Source organism: Rhodococcus sp. 27YEA15, assembly GCF_049739425.1.
Taxonomy (GTDB): domain Bacteria; phylum Actinomycetota; class Actinomycetes; order Mycobacteriales; family Mycobacteriaceae; genus Rhodococcus_F.
In genome coordinates this window covers 2649916-2671458 of record NZ_JBMHHW010000001.1, presented here as the reverse complement: position 1 = coordinate 2671458, position 21543 = coordinate 2649916, and the positions used below count along the sequence as shown (strand labels likewise).

The 21543-nt window shown below is 65.2% G+C and carries 18 protein-coding genes; 15 read left to right on the top strand and 3 right to left on the bottom strand.

What is annotated here, in order from left to right:
* Positions 1–62 precede the first annotated feature (62 nt).
* From ABH922_RS12325 to ABH922_RS12315, 3 genes are read right to left on the bottom strand one after another with little or no spacing between them, the layout of a single operon-like run.
* Positions 63–878, bottom strand: coding sequence for a carotenoid biosynthesis protein (locus ABH922_RS12325; RefSeq protein ID WP_424807191.1), 816 nt, complete (start codon positions 876–878; stop codon positions 63–65).
* Complete coding sequence (locus ABH922_RS12320) at positions 875–2473, bottom strand: phytoene desaturase family protein (protein ID WP_424807190.1); 1599 nt, start codon at positions 2471–2473, stop codon at positions 875–877. Before ABH922_RS12320 ends, ABH922_RS12325 begins: the two co-directional genes overlap by 4 nt.
* On the bottom strand, positions 2470–3093 hold the full coding sequence (locus tag ABH922_RS12315; protein WP_424807189.1) for a GNAT family N-acetyltransferase: 624 nt from the start codon (positions 3091–3093) through the stop codon (positions 2470–2472). Before ABH922_RS12315 ends, ABH922_RS12320 begins: the two co-directional genes overlap by 4 nt.
* Before the next feature lie 142 nt (positions 3094–3235).
* On the opposite strand from ABH922_RS12315, the gene ABH922_RS12310 reads away from it, so the two are divergent.
* The 15 genes from ABH922_RS12310 to ftsZ all read left to right on the top strand — a co-directional run bounded on the left by ABH922_RS12310 (position 3236) and on the right by ftsZ (position 21403).
* Positions 3236–3832, top strand: coding sequence for an SAV_6107 family HEPN domain-containing protein (locus tag ABH922_RS12310; protein WP_424807188.1), 597 nt, complete (start codon positions 3236–3238; stop codon positions 3830–3832).
* A 240-nt stretch (positions 3833–4072) separates the two neighbouring features.
* Entirely contained in the window at positions 4073–4507 is a 435-nt protein-coding gene (locus ABH922_RS12305; RefSeq protein WP_424807187.1) for a DUF3040 domain-containing protein, read from the top strand.
* A 507-nt stretch (positions 4508–5014) separates the two neighbouring features.
* The gene (mraZ, locus tag ABH922_RS12300) at positions 5015–5446 is read left to right on the top strand and encodes a division/cell wall cluster transcriptional repressor MraZ (protein ID WP_424807186.1); all 432 of its coding nucleotides are present in this window, start codon (positions 5015–5017) and stop codon (positions 5444–5446) included.
* A gap of 156 nt (positions 5447–5602) precedes the next feature.
* A complete protein-coding gene (gene rsmH / locus ABH922_RS12295) occupies positions 5603–6607 on the top strand; it encodes a 16S rRNA (cytosine(1402)-N(4))-methyltransferase RsmH (RefSeq protein ID WP_424807185.1) in 1005 nt (334 codons plus the stop codon).
* Entirely contained in the window at positions 6604–7266 is a 663-nt protein-coding gene (locus ABH922_RS12290; protein ID WP_424807184.1) for a hypothetical protein, read from the top strand. Before rsmH ends, ABH922_RS12290 begins: the two co-directional genes overlap by 4 nt.
* Positions 7263–9137 carry a peptidoglycan D,D-transpeptidase FtsI family protein gene (locus ABH922_RS12285; protein ID WP_424807183.1) on the top strand — a complete coding sequence of 625 codons (1875 nt, stop codon included), beginning with the start codon at positions 7263–7265 and terminating at the stop codon, positions 9135–9137. Before ABH922_RS12290 ends, ABH922_RS12285 begins: the two co-directional genes overlap by 4 nt.
* Before the next feature lie 141 nt (positions 9138–9278).
* Positions 9279–10904, top strand: a complete 1626-nt coding sequence (locus ABH922_RS12280) for a UDP-N-acetylmuramoyl-L-alanyl-D-glutamate--2,6-diaminopimelate ligase (RefSeq protein ID WP_424809653.1) — start codon at positions 9279–9281, stop codon at positions 10902–10904.
* Positions 10901–12442, top strand: coding sequence for a UDP-N-acetylmuramoyl-tripeptide--D-alanyl-D-alanine ligase (locus ABH922_RS12275; RefSeq protein WP_424807182.1), 1542 nt, complete (start codon positions 10901–10903; stop codon positions 12440–12442). Before ABH922_RS12280 ends, ABH922_RS12275 begins: the two co-directional genes overlap by 4 nt.
* Positions 12439–13521, top strand: coding sequence for a phospho-N-acetylmuramoyl-pentapeptide-transferase (gene mraY, locus ABH922_RS12270; RefSeq protein ID WP_424807181.1), 1083 nt, complete (start codon positions 12439–12441; stop codon positions 13519–13521). Before ABH922_RS12275 ends, mraY begins: the two co-directional genes overlap by 4 nt.
* Positions 13522–13532: 11 nt before the next feature.
* Positions 13533–15047 (top strand): UDP-N-acetylmuramoyl-L-alanine--D-glutamate ligase, encoded by a 1515-nt coding sequence (gene murD, locus ABH922_RS12265; RefSeq protein ID WP_424809652.1) that lies wholly within the window; start codon positions 13533–13535, stop codon positions 15045–15047.
* A complete protein-coding gene (gene ftsW, locus ABH922_RS12260) occupies positions 15047–16534 on the top strand; it encodes a putative lipid II flippase FtsW (protein WP_424807180.1) in 1488 nt (495 codons plus the stop codon). Before murD ends, ftsW begins: the two co-directional genes overlap by 1 nt.
* The gene (gene murG, locus ABH922_RS12255; RefSeq protein WP_424807179.1) at positions 16531–17700 is read left to right on the top strand and encodes an undecaprenyldiphospho-muramoylpentapeptide beta-N-acetylglucosaminyltransferase; all 1170 of its coding nucleotides are present in this window, start codon (positions 16531–16533) and stop codon (positions 17698–17700) included. Before ftsW ends, murG begins: the two co-directional genes overlap by 4 nt.
* A complete protein-coding gene (gene murC, locus ABH922_RS12250; RefSeq protein WP_424807178.1) occupies positions 17697–19208 on the top strand; it encodes a UDP-N-acetylmuramate--L-alanine ligase in 1512 nt (503 codons plus the stop codon). Before murG ends, murC begins: the two co-directional genes overlap by 4 nt.
* Positions 19209–19372: 164 nt before the next feature.
* Positions 19373–20011, top strand: a complete 639-nt coding sequence (locus ABH922_RS12245) for a cell division protein FtsQ/DivIB (protein WP_424809651.1) — start codon at positions 19373–19375, stop codon at positions 20009–20011.
* A gap of 201 nt (positions 20012–20212) precedes the next feature.
* Positions 20213–21403, top strand: a complete 1191-nt coding sequence (gene ftsZ / locus ABH922_RS12240) for a cell division protein FtsZ (protein ID WP_424807177.1) — start codon at positions 20213–20215, stop codon at positions 21401–21403.
* Positions 21404–21543 lie beyond the last annotated feature (140 nt).

The window sequence follows — 21543 nt, the reverse complement described above, 5'->3', positions numbered from 1 at the left end:
ATGTGGAGGCACGTTCGGTGAACTGTTGCACACCGTCATCGTGCCAGCCGGCGCCCTCTCGGTCAGCGCGCAGGGGGCGTGTCGGCGCGTGAAGTGCGTTCTCGGGCAATCGTAACGAGTAGAGGAACCCCCAGGATGCCCATCACGACCAACCCGTATCCGGCCGAGTACCGAAGTTCGGGAGCATCGAGGAAGACGGTATGCGCGAGTGCGGATCCGAGCCAGGTCCACAGGAACAGTCCGTACGGAACCGCGTCCGGAGTTCGTATCGGTTCACGGGCGGCGGAGACCGCGTCCATGAGTGTGGCCATGATGAACCCGACCAGTAACCAGCCGAGGTAGTTGGTCAGCGGGATGTGCTCGATTCCGGGCAGCCCGGCATCGGTCACACACCACGACCACTGGCGGTCGGCGACCATCTGTGGATCCAGGTACAGGTCCCACCCGACCAACCCGACCGTGACGAGTCCGATACGGGCTACCCGGCGTTGCACGGAGTCGAGGTCCCGCACTATTCGGGTGGCCACACACCAGATCGGGTAGAAGCCGGCAGTCCACGCGAACGGGACGATCAACGGAACGTCAGCCAGTGACGGACCCAGTCGATCGACGCTGTACTGATAGCAGCCGTACGGAATGCCGGTCCCCGTTCCGATCACTTCCGAGGCGAATCCGAGCCCGGCCGTCACCACCAGTAACGCCGACGCCCACAGCCACCCCCGGTGGATGACGGCATGGGAGACGGACGCCAGCGCGAGGAATCCGACGACGGCGACGGTGACCGCGTCTCGCGTCGATCCGTCGACGAGGGGGTAGACGATCTGCGCGGCGACGGCCGCGAGAGCCATGAACAGCGGAATACGTTCGCGGGGAGTCATGGCCGTCTCCGTTCGATCTGCTGCCGTCCGACCCCTCGTGGTGTGGTGTCCGTGAGGACGATCCGGGCGGCGCTGCGCCCGGCGGCACCGGACACCCCGCCCCCCGGATGCGTCGACGCACCTGTCAGATACAGGCCGTCCGCGCCGGGAACACGATGTCCGGACAGTTCGGGAAGAGGCCGCCACATCATCATCTGATCGAGCGACATTTCCACGTGCATGACATTGCCGCCGATCAGCCCCAACTCCGATTCGAGGTCCCGCGGCGTCTGAATGTGCCGGTCCAGAACCGTGTCGGTGAAGCCCGGCGCGAACGACTCCATCTCGCGGACAATCCGGTCCGCTTCGCTGTCGGCGAGTGACGCCCAGTCCCGGCCACCGCTGAGGTGATACGGCTGCCACTGCGACCACAACGTCACCTGGTGCTTACCGGCGGGCGCGATGGTCGGGTCGATGCCGCTGAAACTCATTCCCAGGACTGCCGGCCGCGGTGGAAGCTCGCTGCCCAGCGCAGCACCGTGCGCGGTGCGCAGATGAGCCCGGTCGGTGACGAGAAGCTGTAGGCCCGAAGTGCTTTCGGCGGAACTGTGCGCCCCGGTGTAGCGGGGAAGATCCGACGTCGCGAGTCGGATCACCATCCCGATACCGGGCCCCACGCGGATGCGCCGCCGCCAGCGGTCGAGGGTGGTGGTGTCGAAACCGCCGCCGCCGAGAAGGTCGAGGGTGGTCAGGATGTGACATCCGGCGACGACACTTCGTGCCCGCACGACGCGGCCGCTCGCTGTCGTCACCGACCACCCGGGGTCGTCACGACGGATCGCCGTGACCGCGTCGCCCAGCGATATCGCGGCACCGTCGACGGCCATCCTCGACGCCAGCGCGGCACTCAACGCGCCGCTACCACCCACAGCCCGACCAGGAGGGAGGTCGTGCATGAGAGCGGCAAAGCCCACCATCGGCGCCGTCCCCGGCTCGGACATGGGCGGACCCGACTGCGCCCCGAACCACGCGAGTGCCGCTTTGAGTCGCTCGCTGTCGAAGTACTCGTCGAGGAGGCCGTCGCCGGTGCTCAGGAATTGGCGGGACAGATCGCTACCTCCGCCTCCGGTGTCGAGGCCCCAGAACGAGCTCAGCAGATTGCGGCCTGTCGGCGGCGCGGAGAATGCCCGCATCACCCGTCGGCTGCGCTCGGACCAGACACGGGCGAAGTTCCGGTAGGCGTCGGCGTCCCTGCGGCCACACGCGGCCTCGATCGATCGACAGGTCGCGTCGAGGTCGCGGTGGAAGACGATCGCAGGTTCGTCGGTTCCCGGGGCGGGGGGCGCGAATGCCCACGGATCGCAGTCGATGTAGCGCAGCCCGTGGGCGGCGAGTCCCAACTCCTCGACGATCCCGGTATGTCGGATCATGATGTGCGCCGACGATCCGCGATCGACGCGATATCCGGGAAACCGTTCGACCGTCGAGACCGCGCCACCGAGAACGGTGTCACGCTCGAGCACCTCGACGGTTCGGCCGGCGCGAGCCAGGTACGCGGCGGCTACCAGCGCATTGTGTCCCGCTCCGATGACGACGGCGTCCAGAACCGCCGTCACAGTGGGAGTCCGCGGCCGAGAACGGCGAAGGGGCGGTTGTCGCCTGCGAACCGGAATCGTCGAAGGACGTCCTGGAATCCGAGGCGTCGATACAGTCGCCACGCGCGATTACCCTCTTCGAACACCTCGGGGGTCGAGAGCAGAACCGAGCGCTCGTGCAGATCCGCGACAAGACGTCGAAGCAGCGTTTCCCCGACCCGATGACCCTGGCTGCTCGGATGGACGTGCAGTTCGGTGAGCTCGAAGTAGTCGCTCATGATCGCGTCGATCTCGGCTTGCGGCCGGCCGGCCCGTTGCAGGCCACGTAGGACTTGTTGGTGCCACCACTGCCCGGGGCCGCCGCGGTAGCCGTAGGCGATGCCGACGAGAGGTGCATCGGGAACTGCGAGGTGGTCGGTTACCGCTCGGTCGTCGGGTACCGCGAGGGTGCATACGGCCTTCCAGCCGGGACGGTTCGAGTGTTCCTGCCACATGGGGGCACGGTGGAACTCGGTGCCGCGTGGGTAGTCCATCGCGGTGACGTAGACGGCGAGCGCCTCGTGGAGTCGATGCGTGAATGCCGCACGGTCCAGGTCGACGGTGCGCGGTGTCCAGGCGGTCTGCGGATCGACCGGTCTCACCTCATTCTCTTGACGATGTGTCGGTGGGTGCAGTTATATTGAATAGGTCGAACAAATGTTCGACAACGGGCACCGGTGATGCTCGAAGGGAAGCGAGCACCACCGGTGACTCGGGGGATCACGACGGTGCGGGAGGTGCCCGGTGTCCGATCTAGTCACGTCCGAACAAACAGTGTCCGAGCGAGTGGCGCCCGAACGAGCGGTGTCGCAGGGGTCGAGCTCCGCCCGGGCCCTTCCGGCCGACTTGGCGCGTCCGCGGGGTCCGGTGCCCTCCGATGGGACTCGGGTGGGGTCGGAAGTCGTCCGCTCGCGCCACCATCGCGGTGTCGGTACGGGCGCGGCAGAGCGTGGACACGCCTGGAGTCTGTTGGTGAAGGCGGGCGGGTTGCTGACCGAATCGCTCGACGCAGGCCATCCGGCCGACCGATTTCGATGCTCGTACCTTGCCGCCTTGCGAGGGGCGGGCGCAGTGCTCGCGGGCAGTGTCGTCACTCGAGCGTCGGCACGACGACGAACCGGGAATGCCTGGGTCCTGTTGGCGGGTGCATCGCCGATGTTCGGGGAGTGGGCAGACTACTTCGCCGGATGGTCGGATACTCGCGCGGCAGTGGAGACGGGGGTCAGTGTCGACGTCAGTTCGGTCGATGCAGACGGCTTTTTTGCCGAAGTCGAACGTTTCCTGACGGCCGTCGAGGAATTTCTCGCACAGCAGACGCGCGGACACCTGAAGGCCTCGTGAGATCACGGGTCTTGCCGAAGGCGCGCTGACGTGCAACTATGTCGGTGTTTTCGGGATAGCGGGTGCCGATCACCGGTGTCGAAAGCTGACTCCTTACGCTTGTGGCGGAACTCGTACCCGTAGTTGGTGGTCCGAGACCTAAACTGCTCGTATTATGAAGACAGGTAGTCAGCGAGATTGATTACCCGCCACCTCACACCGTGGGGTGGTTGCCTAACTTCCAGTGCCGGGGGAGGTACCGTGCCACTCTCCGAGCACGAGCAGCGCATGCTCGATCAGATCGAGAGCGCTCTCTATGCCGAAGACCCCAAGTTCGCCTCCAATGTGAGGGGCGGCCGTATGCGGGTGCCGTCGAGTAGACGACGATTCCAGTCTGCGGCGTTGTTAGTGCTGGGTCTGATCCTTCTGATAGCGGGAGTGGCCCTCCCCGTCAGATTGGGCGATTTCCCGATCATCAGTCTGGTCGGATTCATCGTTATGTTCAGTGCAGGTGTGCTTGCCATCTGGGGCGGGGGACGTGCACCTGATGCGGCAGCCGACGGCGCTGCCGGTGCATCGGGCCCACCGCCGGGAGCTACCGGTGGCAATGCGGGGCGCTCACGCGGCCGTAAATCCGGCGGTGGGTTCTCGTCGCGAATGGAAGACCGCTTCAAGCGGAGATTCGAACAGGACTGAGTTGTCGGTGCCCCGCTCCCTGAAAGTGGTGGCCCGATCGAACTTCAAGGCGTGGTGACCGACATGGTGTCGATCACCACGCCTTCCTACGTTCGAGTGATATTGCCCTCCCGTCGAACATTCGAATACCGGTCGATCGGGCGGGTTGTCGGCGCGCCTGTCGTCACCCCCACTCTTCCCCCTGAATGTTCCGATCGAGCAGGACGCGCGCATCTGCATCGTCATGATCAGGCTCGCCGACCGCCTTGTTCTCGGGCTTTGTCGAGTACACCGGCCGGAGAGGCGTGACGGGCGGGCACGCGGTTCGTGTGTCTCGGGACACGATTCGATTCGGACCCACCCTGCTCCACCCGCTCCGACCTGCAATTTCTCAGCAATTTCTGCCGAATAAGGACACTTCGCACCTTGTAAGTGGGGGAAAGTGGGGTACTGTGGGTCCGGGCGGAGAGGTAGCGCTCCTATCGCACGACCGGGAGGGTGTCGGCGAAGGCTCGCAGGAGGTGTCGAGTGTTTCTCGGTACCTTCACGCCGAAGCTCGACGACAAAGGACGACTTACTTTGCCGGCAAAGTTCCGAGACGAATTGGCAGGAGGGCTGATGGTCACGAAGAGTCAAGATCACAGCCTGGCTATTTATCCGCGCGACGAATTCGTCAAGCTTGCTCGCAAGGCCGCGGCAGCACCGAGGAACGATCCCGCAGCACGCGCGTACGTCCGTGCGTTGGCGGCGGGTACCGACGAACAACACGCCGATGCCCAGGGGCGAATCACCCTCTCGGCAGACCATCGGCGGTACGCGAACCTGACAAAGGAATGCGTAGTGACCGGCTCTGTGGACTACCTCGAGGTCTGGGATCTTGCCGCCTGGGAGAGGTATCTCGGAGAGAACGAAGAGGACTACTCCCAAGCGACCGGCGAATCTCTCAGCGAGATCGTCTAGGCGGATGTAGACGGAGAATGCCGCGAGGCCTCTGCCCGAAAAGACCCTGACGCACTTCCCCAGCGCCAGGTTCTCATTCGGGCAGGGACCTCGAAGCATTCTCCGGCTGTCCAGTCAACTTCACCTGATGTCACGAAAGTAGGAGCCGGAGCAATTATGGTTGATCACGAGGTGAACGAACCCTCGGACGTCGACGGTTTTGCGCACATTCCGGTTCTTCTGCATCGCGCGGACGATCTTCTCGGCCCCGCTATCGATGCCGCGGGCGATCATGCCGTCATGATCGACGCGACTCTCGGGCTCGGGGGGCATTCGGAATTCTTTCTCGGAAAGTACCCGGGGTTACATCTGATCGGGCTCGATCGTGACACGGACGCTTTGCAGATCGCGTCACAGCGGTTGGCACGTTTCGCGGACCGGACGACGTTCGTGCACACCACGTACGACGGCATCGAGGATGCCCTGGCCGAGGCGGGCCTGCCGACGGTGGGATCGGTTCACGCCATCCTGTTCGACCTCGGTGTGTCGTCGATGCAGCTCGACGAGGCGAACCGTGGATTCGCGTACTCGATCGACGCTCCACTCGACATGCGCATGGATCAGACGTCGGGTTTGACCGCAGCCGAGGTACTCAACACGTACGGTCACGGTGACCTCGCTCGGATCCTCAGTACGTACGGGGAAGAGCGTTTCGCGGGAAAGATCGCCTCCGAAGTTCTGCGGCAGCGTGAGCGGGAGCCGTTCACCACCAGTGCGGCGCTCGTCGAGTTGCTGTATCGAACGATTCCCGCGGCGACGCGTCGGACCGGCGGACATCCGGCTAAACGCACCTTCCAGGCTTTGCGAGTCGAGGTCAACGGGGAGCTCGATTCCCTGCGCACTGCGGTACCCGCCGGATTGGATGCGCTTGCGATCGGTGGTCGGGTGGTCTTCATGTCCTACCAGTCGCTCGAGGATCGAGTTGTCAAGGCGGAGTTGGTTCCTCGTTCGAAGTCCACCAGTCCGGAGGGATTACCGGTCGAATTGCCGGGCATGGGGCCGGAGTTTCGGGTGCTCACGCGCGGCGCGGAGCGTGCTTCCGAAGCGGAAGTCGAGGAAAACCCACGATCAGCTCCGGTGCGCTTGCGTGCCGCGGAACGTATTTCCAGGAGGCGGGGATGAGCGGTCAGGGTATGTCCAACGGTGAGCGGCCGAACCGAGAAGCACGTTCGGGGGCGGCTCAGCGCGCGTACGACAAAAGGACCGCGCGTCTGGCGGGCCGCGCTCCGGTGACGTCGTCGGCGACGGTGACGACGTCGAGGCGTGGAGTTCTGCGATCGCGAATCCCGTTCGTGGTATCCATCATCGGTCTGTTGTCGGTAGGTCTGGCGGTCACTCTGCTGTTGACCACTCGTGCCGCCGAGGACTCTTATCAGCTCAGCGACGCGAGGGCGTACAACAAGTCTCTGGTGGAGCAGAAGTCTGCTCTCGAACGCGATTTCCAGTCCCGTAACTCGGCGCCGGAGTTGGCGAACGAAGCGAGTGCCCTCGGTATGGTGCCGGCCAAGGACCCGGCTCGTCTGGTGGTTCATCCGGACGGGACGGTGGAAGTGGTCGGTACGCCGACGCCGGCCACGCCGGGAGCGTTGCCGCCGCTCGACGCGCCGCCGACGCCCAATCCGCCGGCTCCCGCGCCGCGAGTGACAACTGTTCCCACGGTGCCTGTTTCGCCGTCGACCCCGCCGGCCGCGACACAGAACCTGGCCCAGAGTGAACAGCTGATTCCGGTGGCCTCGACGCCGCCTACTCCGACGACGGTGGTGCCCGAGGCAAACCGGTGAGTCCGGACCGCCGAGGGTCTGCGCCGCGGCGCCCACGAAAGTCGAGTACGGCATCGTTTCCGTTTCGTCAGCGCGTCGGCCGTGTCGCCATGTGCGGAGCGTTGGCGGTTGCGGCGCTGCAGCTGCTCTGGATTCAGGGTGTCGATGCGCCCAGCCTTGCCGCTCAGTCTGCAAATCAGCGTACGACGACGCAGGTCGATCCGGCCGTCCGCGGCTCCATCACCGACCGGAACGGCAACCCGCTCGCGTTCACCATGGAGGCGAAAGCCTTGACGTTCCAACCGGTGCGGGTCCGTCAGGAACTTCAGGAAGCGCGAGACAAGAGTGTCAAGGACGGCGCGAGCGGGGACAAACTGCAACCGGAGGTCGCCGATCGATTGAAAGAGATCGCGGCCGGAATTCACCAGCGACTCGGTGATGCGGCACCCGAAGCCGACGTTCTCCAAAAGCTCAACAGCAACGACACTTTCGATTATCTGGCACGCAGCGTCGATCCGGCTGTCGCCGCGGACATCGTCGCGCAGTTCCGCGAGGTCGGGCTGGAGCGGCAGGACATCCGTGAGTATCCCGGCGGATCCTTGGCAGCCAATGTCGTCGGAGCGACCGGCTGGGACGGGCACGGGTTGCTCGGCCTCGAGGATTCGATGGACTCGACCCTGGCGGGAACCGACGGTTCGGAAACCTACGACCGAGGCTCCGACGGCGCGGTTATCCCCGGGAGCTGGCGGGACAAGCAGCCTGCGGTGAACGGTTCCGCCGTCGAACTGACGCTCGATTCGGATTTGCAGTTCTACGTCCAGCAGCAGACGCAGATCGCCAAGGACAAGTCAGGCGCGAAGAACGCGTCGGTAGTGGTGCTCGACTCGAAGACGGGTCAAGTCCTGGCCATGGCCAACAGTGGCACTTTCAATCCGGCGATCGGAGTGGGAAACAACGCGCCCACCGCCGAGATGGGAAATCTTCCGGTCAGCACGCCGTTCGAGCCGGGTTCGGTGAACAAGATCGTCACCGCCGCCGCTGCGATCGAGGACGGAAAGACCACCCCGGACGAAGTTCTGCAGGTCCCGGGGAGCATTCAGATGTCGGGTGTGTCGGTCAAGGACGCCTGGGATCACGGGGTTGCGCCGTACACGACGACGGGTGTGTTCGGTAAGTCGTCGAACGTCGGTACCCTCATGCTCGCGCAACGCGTCGGGGAGCAACGGTATGCGGACATGCTGAACAAGTTCGGCCTGGGTCAACGCACCGAGGTCGGTCTCCCGGGTGAAAGTGCCGGAAGCGTACCGAGTCTCGACCAGTGGTCGGGTGGAACGTTCGCGAACCTGCCGATCGGCCAGGGTCTGTCGATGACGCTGCTGCAGATGACGGGGATGTATCAGGCCATTGCCAACGACGGTGTGCGGATTGCGCCTCGGATCGTCAAGGCCACGGTGGACTCGGACGGAGATCGCACCGAGACACCGCAACCAGAGGGTGTGCACGTTGTCAGCGAGCAGACTGCGGCGACGGTGCGCGACATGTTTCGTGCCGTCACCCAGGACGACACGGGCAACCAGCGCGGCACCGGTGTTGCCGCCGGTGTCGAGGGTTACCAGGTGAGCGGGAAGACCGGAACGGCCCAGCAAGTCGATCCGGCGTGCAAGTGCTACTCGAACTCGAACTACTGGATCACTTTCGCGGGAATCGCGCCGGCCGACAACCCTCGGTTCGTGATCGGAATCATGCTCGACGCTCCGGTTCGGGGAGTCGACGGTGGCGGCGGGCAGTCAGCAGCGCCGTTGTTCCACGACATCGCTTCCTGGATGCTGCAGCGCGACAGCATCCCGATGTCTCCGGATCCCGGCCGCAAGTTGGTGTTGCAGGCCGATTGACGGTGACCGTCAGGCTCGACCGGTCTTCGGGTGAATCCTGGGCACGGTAATCTCAAATGCCGCAGTGTATCGGATTCGGACATTCAGTTCAGGCGCTGCGACAACCAATGTTCAACGACAGATGCCAGGAGTCGAGTGAGAGTGCCGAATGCTTCGCAATCCTCGCGAGATACGGACGCGGCGCGAACACGGCCCGCGCGTCCGCATCTCACCGCGATCACCGCGTTGGCCGACCTGTCCGGTGCGCGCGTGGAGTGGGTGGGTGGACGAGAGTCGGCCGTGTCGGTGAGTGGAGTAGATCTGCGCGCGCAGGCAATAGTTGCGGGCGACCTGTTCGCTGCGCTGGCGGGGACCCGAACCCACGGTGCCGAGTTCGCGGCGGATGCAGTCGAACGCGGAGCAGTAGCGATCTTGACCGACGGTCTGGGACTGGAGAAGATCCGCGCCGCCGGACTCGGTGATGTGGACAGGCCGGTGGCGGTTCTCGTGCACGATCGACCTCGTGCCGTGCTCGGGGAGATCTCCGCGGAAATCTACGGGCGACCGTCCGAGAAAATGCGAGTTGTCGGTATTACCGGTACGTCGGGTAAGACCACCACGTCGTATCTGCTCGAAGCCGCGATCGCCGGCGCCGGCCGCAAACCGGGACTGGTCGGGACCATCGAGACGAGAATCGACGGCAGACGGATGCCGAGCGCATTGACCACTCCGGAGGCGCCCCAGCTGCACGCGTTGTTCGCAGTGATGGCCGAGCACGGTATCGACACCGTGGTGATGGAAGTGTCCAGTCATGCCTTGGCACTGGGCCGCGTGGACGGGATTCGCTTCGACATCGGAGCATTCACCAATCTGTCGCAAGACCATCTGGACTTCCATCGCGACTTCGAGGAGTACTTCGACGCGAAAGCCCGACTGTTCGACCCGGCATCGACTGTTCGGGCCCGCCGAGCGGTCGTCTGCGTCGACGACCGGTGGGGGGTGCGGATGGCCGCGTTGGCGTCGTCCGGTTCCGAACCTGCCGTCACCGTGTCCACGTCCGATGTCGATGCGGCGTGGACCGTCGGCGCGGTCGACGTGGGCGACGACGGGTCGCAGACATTCGACCTGACGGGACCGGGCGGGCGCTCGTTGCCAGTCGCGCTTCGGTTGCCCGGTCGGTACAACGTGGCGAACGCGGCCTTGGCGTTGACGGCCGCATTCGAGGTCGGGATCGATCCGGCGGTGGCGGTGCGGGCACTGGGAACCGTGGACGTCCCGGGCCGGGTCCAGCGAATCGATCGGGGCCAGAAATTTCTCGCCGTGGTCGACTACGCGCACAAACCGGCTGCAGTCGAGGCAGTGATCGCCACGCTTCGTGCCCAGGTGCCCGGTCGGGTCGTCGTCGTGGTCGGTGCGGGCGGCGATCGCGATGCCGGTAAACGTGCACTGATGGGGGAAGCGGCGGCGCGCGGTGCTGATGTGTTGATCGTCACCGACGACAATCCCCGCACGGAAGATCCGGCGCTCATTCGCGCCGCGGTGGTTGCCGGCGCACTCGCGGTGCCGGAGGCCGAGCGCGGGTTGGTGCGTGAGATCGGCGACCGGGCGGCGGCGATCGAAGAGGCAGTTCGGTGGGCCAAGCCCGGCGATGTAGTCCTGGTGGCCGGTAAAGGTCACGAGGTGGGTCAGGAAATCGACGGTGTGAAACACCCGTTCGACGACCGCGAGGTGTTGGGCGAGATGATCGGCCGATTCGCGATCGACACAGCACATGGAGGAACACAATGATCCCGATGACGCTCTCTCGGATAGCCGAGATCGTCGGAGGAACCCTGCACGATGTCGACGATCCGTCGACCGTGGTGACCGGCAGTGTCGAGTTCGATTCACGCAAGGTCGGTTCCGGAGGACTGTTCCTGGCGCTTCCCGGCGCTCGCGTCGACGGGCACGACCATGCCCGCGCGGCTACCGCGGCGGGGGCCGTCGCGGTTCTGGCCGCGCGCCCGGTCGGTGTTCCGGCGATCGTGGTCCCACCGGTGCCCACGGACGGTCCCAGTTCGGTGATGCTTCTCGAATTCGATGCCGACGGGTCCGGGGCGGCGGTGTTGCACGCTCTCGGGTTGCTGGCGCGCGTCGCGGTCGACGAACTGTCGTCGGCGGGGGGCCTGATGCTCGTCGGTGTGACGGGCTCGGCGGGCAAGACGTCCACCAAGGATCTGATTGCAGCGCTGCTACGCGAGCGTGGTGAGGTGGTAGCGCCGCCCGGATCGTTCAACAACGAGCTCGGGCTCCCATGGACGGTCCTGCGTGCCGACGACACGACCCGCTTCCTGGTGCTGGAGATGTCGGCCCGAGGGGTCGGCCACATTGCCGAATTGACCGAGATCGCGCCGCCTCGGATCGGTGTGGTGTTGAACGTCGGCACCGCACATCTGGGTGAATTCGGCTCGCGTGATGCAATCGCGACGGCCAAGGGCGAATTGGTGGAAGCACTACCGTCGGCCGAGGACGGTGGTGTCGCCGTGCTCAACGTGGACGATCGCATGGTCGCGGCCATGGCTACTCGCACTCGCGCCCGCGTGGTGCTGGTCGGGCAGGGCGAAGCCGCGGATGTTCGCGCCACCGACGTCGTAGTCGACGATCAGGCGCGAGCGAGCTTCACGCTGGTCTGTTCGAAAGGTTCGGCGCGGATTCGGTTGGCTGTTCACGGTGAACACCAGGTAGGGAACGCTCTCGCAGCAGCCGCCGTCGCGCTCGAGAGCGGGCTCGAGGTCGCAGAGATCGCCAAGGTCCTCGAAGGGACCGGAGCTGCGTCCGCGCGCCGCATGGAGGTCACCGAACGACCCGACGGTGTGACTGTTGTCAACGACAGCTACAACGCCAACCCCGACTCGATGCGTGCCGCGCTCAAGGCCCTGGTGTCCATGGCCAGATCCGATCGACATTTCGGCCGCCGTAGTTGGGCGGTGCTCGGTGAGATGGGCGAACTCGGACCAGAATCTGTGGTCGAACACGACGCGATCGGCAGACTCGCAGTTCGGCTCGACGTCAGCAAGCTGATCGTGGTCGGCGAGGGTAGAACGTCACGCGCGATGCATCAGGGTGCGGTCATGGAGGGTTCGTGGGGAGACGAGTCGGTAGTCGTCCCGGATGCTGCCGCTGCGATTGCGATTCTCGAAGCAGAACTCGAACCCGGTGATCTGGTCCTGGTGAAAGCGTCGAAATCGGTCGAATTGTGGACCGTAGCCGATGCGCTGCTCACCGCGAAGCCGGACACCGTCACACCCGATCCGACCGAAACGCCGGACACGGAGGCATCTCGGTGATCCAGATCCTCGTCGCCGCGGCGATCGCACTCGCCGTATCGATCATGCTGACACCGGTCCTGATCAAGGCCTTCTCCAAACAGGGCTTCGGGCAGGAGATCCGGACCGAGGGCCCGGCAAGTCATCAGGCCAAGCGTGGCACCCCCACGATGGGCGGCGTGGCCATCCTCACCGGCATCTGGGCGGGATACCTCGGAACGCACCTCATCGGTCTCGGCATGGACAACGCAGGTGGACCCTCGGCATCGGGATTGTTGGTCCTCGGACTCACCACCGCGCTCGGCGGGGTGGGGTTTCTGGACGACTTCATCAAAATTCGCAAGCAACGCAATCTCGGACTGAACAAGACCGCGAAGCTCGTTGGGCAGTTCGTCGCCGCGGTACTTTTCGGCATCCTGGCCCTGCAGTTCAAGGGCGCCGACGGCAGAACCCCCGGCAGCGTGCACCTGTCGTACGTCCGTGACATCGCCACGATCTCCCTCGGCTCCGTGGTGTTCATCGCCTTCTGCTACCTGCTGGTCAGTGCGTGGTCCAATGCGGTCAACCTCACCGACGGTCTCGACGGGCTCGCGGCCGGAGCGATGAGTTTCGTGCTCGGCGCCTACGTCATCATCACGTTCTGGCAGTTCCGCAACTCCTGCGAGATGAACCCGGGCAAGGGTTGCTACGACGTTCGCGATCCGCTCGATCTCGCGCTGCTGTGCGCGGCCGGTGCGGGTGCGTGTATCGGTTTCCTCTGGTGGAATGCCGCCCCGGCGAAGATCTTCATGGGTGACACCGGATCGCTGGCTCTCGGCGGCATGCTTGCCGGTCTCTCCATCACCACCAGTACCGAACTGCTCATGGTCGTGATCGGTGCGCTGTTCGTCGCCGAAGCCGCGTCGGTGGTGATCCAGGTAGCGGTCTTCCGGTCCAGCCGACGGCGAGTCTTCCGGATGGCCCCGTTCCACCACCACTTCGAACTCGGTGGCTGGGCGGAGACGACGGTCATCATCAGGTTCTGGCTGCTCGCAGCTATCGCGTCGGCGATCGGTCTGGCCCTGTTCTACAGCGAATATCTCGCAGCACTCGGAGGCTGATCCACGTGAGCATGTCGACAGCGACCGAATACGACCTGACCTGGCTGCGCGGTGCGCGCGTACTCGTCACCGGCGGTCGGGTGTCCGGGCAGGCGACCATCGAGCCGCTCGTCGAACTCGGGGCAACGGTGACGGTCGCCGATTCCACTCTCGAGTTCGCGTCGCGGTGCGCGGAGCTCGGTGCCGACACCGTCACCGTCGAATCGATCGAATCCGACCCCGAATCGATCCGCACCTTTGAACTCGTCGTCACCAGCCCCGGCTTTCGGCCGGACTCTCCGATACTCGCGGCGGCGGCCGGCCACGGCATTCCGATCTGGGGCGACGTCGAGTTCTCGTGGCGAGTCGATCACAGCGGTCTCTACGGCCCGCCGCGCACCTGGCTCGTGGTCACCGGTACCAACGGGAAGACGACCACGACGTCGATGCTTGCTTCGATCCTCGACGCGGCCGGTGTGTCGGGCCGTGCGTGCGGAAACATCGGTCTGCCGGTCCTGGCCGCGTTGCGCGAGACTGCGCCGCGGGTCGACTACCTCGCGGTGGAATTGTCCTCGTTCCAGTTGCACTGGGCGCCGTCGGTCCGTCCGGCCGCCGGTGTCGTTCTCAATGTCGCCGAAGACCACCTGGACTGGCACGGCGGAATGGCGGCCTACGCTCAGGCGAAAGCCGGCGCGCTCAGCGGCGAGATCGCGGTGGTGGGGCTCGACGACGAGACCGCCACGGAACTGGGGCGCCGTTCGCCCGCAGATCGGGTTGTCGGATTTCGCCTCGGCGTCCCGGCATCGGGAGAGTTCGGGGTCGAGGACGGCGCTCTGATCGACAACGCGTTCGGCGACAGGCTCCGGCTGGCAGACGCGGCGTCGATCGATCCGGCCGGACCGGCCGGTGTGATGGACGCGCTTGCTGCGGCAGCGCTGGCTCGGGCCGCCGGTTTCGGGGTCGACGCGGTACGTGCCGGTTTGGCAGCACACCGAGTGGGACCGCATCGCGGTGCCGTTGTCGGTACGGTCGGTGCAGTGGTGTACATCGACGACTCCAAGGCAACCAATCCGCATGCTGCCAGGCCATCGATCCTCGCCCACGACGACGTCGTGTGGGTCGCGGGCGGACTACTGAAGGGGGCGAGCGTCGACGATCTGGTCGTCGACGTGCGTGCGCGCTTGTCCGGTGCCGTGCTGATCGGCCGTGACGCCGGACAGATCGACGAGGCGCTGGCGCGACACGCACCCGACGTTCGCGTTGTCCGTGTGATCACGGAGGACGATGCAGTGGTGAGCGTAAACGACGTTCGGGACTCGCGGTCGGTGCGATTGGCAGCCGACGCGAGCTCGGACGAGGTGATGGATGCCGTGATTCGAGAGGCAGTGGGGTTGGCGACCGCCGGTAGCGCGGTCGTTCTCGCCCCGGCGGCCGCGTCGTTCGACCAGTTCGAGAGTTACGGCCACCGGGGGGATTGTTTCGCGTCGGCCGTGGCTCGTCTGGCCGCCGACGTCTCGAATGCCCCGAACGAGACCGGGATCTCCTGATGACACCGGGTCCCAAGACCCGCATCGGTGCCTGGCTGGCACGTCCACTGGCGTCGTTCCACCTGGTCGTCACCATCGCGGTCATGTTGACCGTTCTCGGGCTGGTGATGGTGTTGTCCGCGTCCGGGGTGGAGCAGTATGCCAACGGCGAGTCCGCGTATTCGTTGTTCACTCAACAGGTCGTGTTCGCGCTGCTCGGTGCGGTGATGTTCTACATCGCCCTCAGGATTCCGGCGCGAGTGCTGCGCCAGTATTCGTTCCCGTTGTTCGTGATCGTCCTGATCATGCTGGTTCTGGTGCTCATTCCGGGGATCGGCACGGTGTCGCAGGGCGCGCGCCGTTGGTTCACCGTCGGCGGCTTCTCGTTGCAGCCGTCCGAGATCATGAAGGTGGCGTTGGCGATCTGGGGCGCACACCTGTTGGCGTCGAGGCGTCAGGACGACCGATCGGTGCGTTCGATCCTGGTTCCCCTGGTACCGGCTGCGCTGCTGGTATTCGCCCTCGTCGTGGCCCAACCGAACCTCAGCACGACCATCGCGCTCGGAATCATCGTCGGAGCGTTGTTGTGGTTCGGTGGTCTGCCGCTCAAGATGTTCGGTTCCATCGCGCTCACCGGAATTGTGATAGCGGGAATCCTGGCGGTCACGGCCGGCTACCGATCCGATCGCGTCAAAGCGTTCTTCAATCCGGGTGACGACCTTCAAGGTGCCAACTACCAGGCGAAACAGGCCCTGTATTCGCTGGCAGACGGAGGCATCCTCGGTCGGGGGCTCGGACAGAGTGTCGCCAAGTGGAGTTATCTGCCCAACGCGCACAACGACTTCATCTTCGCGATCATCGGAGAGGAGCTCGGGTTCATCGGGTGCCTCGTGGTGATCGGTCTTTTCGCGGTCTTCGTCTACACCGGGCTCCGAATCGCGGCGCGCAGTATCGATCCGTTCTGGCGGATTCTCTCCGCCACCGCGACAACGTGGATAGTCGGTCAGGCCATGATCAACATCGGCTATGTCATCGGCCTGCTACCGGTGACCGGGTTGCAGTTGCCGTTGGTGTCCGCAGGCGGCTCGTCGTTGGCGATCACCCTGTTCATGTTCGGCGTCATCGCCAATGCCGCCCGGCACGAACCCGAGGCCGTCGCTGCACTCAATTCGGGGCAGGACGGGAAGATCTCGCGACTGTTGCGGCTGCCGAAGCCAGTTCTGTACCGGCCACCGGTGGCCGGTAGACCTCTGCGTCGGCCGGGCCGCGCTCGCCAGATCGACCCTCCTCGTCGGGGTAACGCTGCACAGAATCGGCGGGCGCTCGAGCCTCGGGAACGGCGTGCTTCCGACGTCGCGGGTGACCGCACCTCGACGCGGGGGAGAAGGGCCGTCGGTACAGGGCAGAATGGACGAGGTCGGCAGGTGCCGACGCGTGGTCGACAAGATCACCGACAAGATCACCGACAAGATCATCAAGGTTATCGAGAGCGAGGAATCAGTAGGTGAGTGGCACAGAATCGGCGCTGTCGATAGTGGTGGCAGGCGGGGGTACCGCCGGGCACATCGAACCCGCTCTGGCGGTGGCCGACGCGGTACGTGCCGCACGAGCGGACACGAGGATCACCGCTCTGGGCACGGCGCGGGGACTCGAGACCACGTTGGTGCCTGCTCGCGGCTACACCCTTGAACTGATACCTCCGGTGCCGCTTCCGCGTAAGCCCACCGTGGACCTGCTGAAGTTGCCGACGCGACTGGTGCGTTCGGTGCGCCGGACTCGGGCGATACTCGACGCCGTCGACGCGGACGTCGTCGTGGGCTTCGGTGGCTACGTGGCATTGCCCGCCTATCTCGCTGCGCGTCGGGGGCTGCTGCGTCGCCGCACGGCGATCCCGGTGGTCATTCACGAAGCCAACGCGAGTGCCGGTATCGCCAACAAGATCGGTGCCCGGTTCGCCACCCGCGTGCTTGCCGCCGTGCCGGGTTCCGGGGTACGCAATCGTGGCGCGCAGGACGCTGATGTCGTCGGGATCCCGGTTCGGGCCTCGATAGCCGATTTCGATCGTGCGGGATTGCGGGCGCAGGCACGGGAGTACTTCGGTCTGCCGGCGGAGGGTCCCGTGTTGCTGGTCTTCGGTGGTTCTCAAGGAGCGAAGTCTCTCAACGACGCGGTGTCCGGCGCTGCCCGCCAACTTGCCGAGGCGGGAATCTCGGTGTTGCATGCGCACGGGCCCAAGAACTCGTTGACGGTCCCTCAGTTCAGTGACGCCGCGCCCTATGTGGCGGTGCCGTACCTGTCCCGAATGGATCTTGCGTATGCCGCCGCCGACGCGACCATCTGCCGATCCGGTGCCATGACGGTGGCGGAAGTGTCCGCTGTCGGATTGCCCGCCGTCTATGTTCCCTTGCCTCACGGAAACGGCGAGCAGGAGTTGAACGCAAAGCCGGTGGTGGCTGCCGGCGGTGCGGTCCTGGTCTCCGACGACGGCCTCACTCCCGACTACGTTGCAGACGATGTCGTCTCGCTCCTGACGGACAGCGACCGACTCGCGAAGATGAGCCGCGGCGCCGCCGACGTCGGCCATCGAACTGCCGCGTCGCAGATCGCCGGCATCGTGCTGGACATCGCGGCGAAGAACCGATCGGCACACGAGAACTCGAGGGGAAATCGATGACCGCGCTGCCTGCGCATCTGGAGCGGGTTCACATGGTCGGTATCGGTGGTGCCGGCATGTCCGGTATCGCGCGAATCCTGCTCTCGCGAGGCGGGCTCGTGTCGGGTTCCGACGCGAAGGAGAGTCGCGGAGTGCTGGCGCTGCGCGCACGCGGCGCGCAGGTTCGGATCGGCCATTCCGGTGATGCACTCGATCTTCTGCCCGGGGGTCCCACGGTTGTCGTGACGACCCATGCCGCGATCCCGAAGGACAATCCGGAACTCGTCGAGGCGCGTCGCCGGGGAATTCCGGTGATCCTTCGTCCCGCTGTACTGGCCTCGCTGATGCAGGGAAATCGGACGTTGCTGGTCTCGGGTACGCATGGCAAGACGTCGACGACCTCGATGCTGGTGGTTGCTTTGCAGCACTGCGGTTTCGATCCGTCGTTCGCGGTCGGTGGTGAGCTGAACGAAGCCGGTACCAACGCGCACCACGGCAGCGGTGACGTGTTCGTCGCCGAGGCCGACGAGAGTGACGGATCGCTTCTGCAGTACGACCCCGATGTCGTCGTCGTGACCAACATCGAGGCAGATCACCTCGACTACTTCGGCAGTGCCGAGGCGTACGTGCAGGTATTCGACGACTTCGTCGACAAACTGCAGCCGGGTGGACTGGTGATCGCGTGCCTCGACGATCCGGGATCGGCGGATCTAGCCAAGCGCATTGTGGCGTCGGACCGTACCGATATCCGTGTTCTCGGTTACGGTTCGGCCGACAGCGATGCGGTAGCCGACGGTTCGGCGTTCGCGAGCGTCGACGGAGTCGAGGTCGGTGTTCGACTACTCGGATTCCACGCCCATGATGTCGGCGGGGTGTTGCAGTTCCAGATCGCCGGGGAGGATTCGGCTCGTACGATCCGCATGTCGGTGCCGGGGCGGCACATGGCCTCGAACGCGCTGGCGGCGTTGCTCGCCGCCCGCGAAGCCGGGGCCGAGGTCGGCGAGATCGTGGAAGGCCTGGCCGGTTTCGGGGGAGTGCATCGCCGCTTCCAGTTCACCGGCCGTGAGCGTGGCGTGCGAGTGTTCGACGATTACGCCCATCACCCCACCGAGGTTCGTGCTGTGCTCGGAGCGGCGGCGGATCTGGTTCGCCCCCGTGACGATTCGTCGTCGACGAACTCGGCTGCCGGTCGCGTCGTGGTCGTGTTCCAACCACACCTGTATTCGCGGACCGCCACCTTCGCCACCGAGTTCGCGCAGGCGTTGGACCTGGCCGACGAGGTGGTCGTGCTCGATGTGTACGGGGCCCGTGAAGAACCGTTGCCGGGCGTCAGTGGTGCGCTGATCGCGCAGCAGGTCACGAAATCCGTTCACTATCAGCCTGATTTGTCCTTGGTGCCGCGGCAGGTCGCGGGTTTGGCGTACCCCGGTGACATCGTCATCACGATGGGTGCAGGTGATGTGACCATGCTGGGCAAGCAGATCCTCGATGCTCTGGGTTCGGCGCCCCACCGCAGCTCCGCGCGATGACGTCGGATCCTCGGAGTCGTCGCGGACGTCGTGATACGAAGTCCAGGCAGGCGACCGGTTCGCGTCGCCGGGAGCAGCGGACTCGGTCGCGATACTCGACGCGACCGGCGGAACCGCCGGTCGCGTCGGGCCCACCGAGGAAGTGGTTTCGACGGCCGACGCTGATCGTGTCGGTGGTGGTGGTGCTGATCGTGGGTGTTGCTGTGACTGTGTGGTTCTCGCCGTTGTTGTCGGTCCGTGAGACCGAAGTGGTGGGGGCGAGCACAGTAGGTCGGGAGCAGATACTCGAACTCCTCGACGTTCCGAGTGGACAGCCGCTGCTCCGGGTCGACACCGGTGCTGCGGCAGCGCGGGTGGCGACGATCCCCAAGGTGTCCAGTGCCCGCGTCCAGCGGATGTACCCGTCTACGATCCGCGTGACTGTCACCGAGCGGGTGCCCGCGGTGTTCGTGGATTCTCCCGAAGGCGCGCATCTTCTGGACGAGAAGGGTGTGGACTTCGAGATGGGGGTGCCGCCGCCAGGCGTTCCGCGGTTGGTGACCGCGACGCCAGGGTGGAACGACGCGCCGACAGCGGCGGCGCTGACAGTGCTGACGGCTTTGCCGCCCGATCTTCGGGCCCAGGTGGGAGAGGTTGCTGCCAGGTCGATTTCGAATGTCTCGCTCACGTTGCTCGACGGTCGCATAGTAAACTGGGGAGGCGCCGAGAAATCGGATCGTAAGGCGGCGGTGACGCTCCCGCTGCTGACCCAGCCGGGGCAGACGTACGACGTCTCCAGTCCTGATCTTCCGACGGTGCGGTGAACCGGCGCAAATACTTCGGAAAGCCACGGCGCGCCTAGTGGCGGATTGCCATGGCGGTGCATAGCGTTTCGTCTCAGGCACCACACTTGACATAACCCTAAGCCTGTGGTTGAGGGTTTTCGTCGAAGGCCCCGCGAGAACACCAGCTTTACCTTGGAAAAAGACAAACAGCGCGTAACACGACACGGAAGGCGAGAGCCGATGACGCCCCCGCACAACTACCTCGCCGTAATCAAGGTCGTCGGCATCGGCGGCGGCGGCGTCAATGCCGTCAACCGGATGATCGAACAGGGACTCAAGGGAGTCGAGTTCATCGCGGTCAACACCGATGCGCAAGCGCTGCTGATGAGTGACGCCGACGTCAAACTCGACGTCGGTCGAGAGCTGACCCGCGGGCTCGGAGCGGGCGCCGACCCCGAGGTGGGTCGGAAGGCAGCAGAAGATCACAAGGACGAAATCGAAGAGGTCATCAAGGGTGCCGACATGGTCTTCGTCACCGCTGGTGAAGGGGGCGGAACGGGGACCGGCGGCGCACCCGTCGTGGCCAGCATCGCCCGCAAGCTCGGAGCGCTGACCGTCGGTGTCGTGACACGACCCTTCTCGTTCGAGGGCAAGCGCCGTGGGGGACAGGCGGACACCGGAATTCAGGCGTTGCGCGAATCCTGCGACACGCTGATCGTCATTCCCAACGACCGGTTGCTGCAGTTGGGTGATGCGGCGGTAAGTCTGATGGACGCGTTCCGCAGCGCTGACGAGGTACTCCTCAACGGCGTCCAGGGCATCACCGACCTCATCACGACCCCCGGTCTGATCAACGTCGACTTCGCAGACGTCAAGGGTGTCATGTCCGGTGCCGGTAGCGCACTGATGGGTATCGGCTCCTCGCGTGGCGAGGGGCGCGCCATCAAGGCTGCCGAATCCGCCATCAACTCCCCGCTTCTCGAAGCGTCGATGGAGGGTGCCCGTGGTGTCCTGCTGTCCATCGCCGGTGGCAGCGATCTCGGTCTGTTCGAGATCAACGAGGCCGCCTCGCTGGTGCAGGAGGCTGCGCACATCGACGCCAACATCATTTTCGGAACGGTGATCGACGACTCGCTCGGCGACGAGGTCCGGGTGACGGTCATCGCTGCCGGGTTCGACGGAGGTGCGCCTGCCCGTCGACCGGTCGAGTCGGCTGCTCCGGGACGTGGACCTATCGGTGCCGGTCGAGCCGGGGAGGTCGGACGGTCACCCGTGGGCGCGGAGACCCCAGCCGAGCAACCGCTTCCGCCCGCGCGTGAACCCATCGGGCAGGGCAGCTTGCCGCCACTGGGGACGGCGCCGCGCCATCTGCCGCCGCAGGACGACGACGGTGACGACGACGTCGACGTACCGGTGTTCATGCGCCGCTGACGCGTACGTCACTCAGCCAGATCGACAGGGTGCCCGGATTTTCTGGGTACCCTGTTGTCGTGGTCGGCCATCCGGTCGCGGAAATGCCACACACCATTCGATTCGACGTTTGCGAGCGCCCTCACCTTGAGTAACCCTGC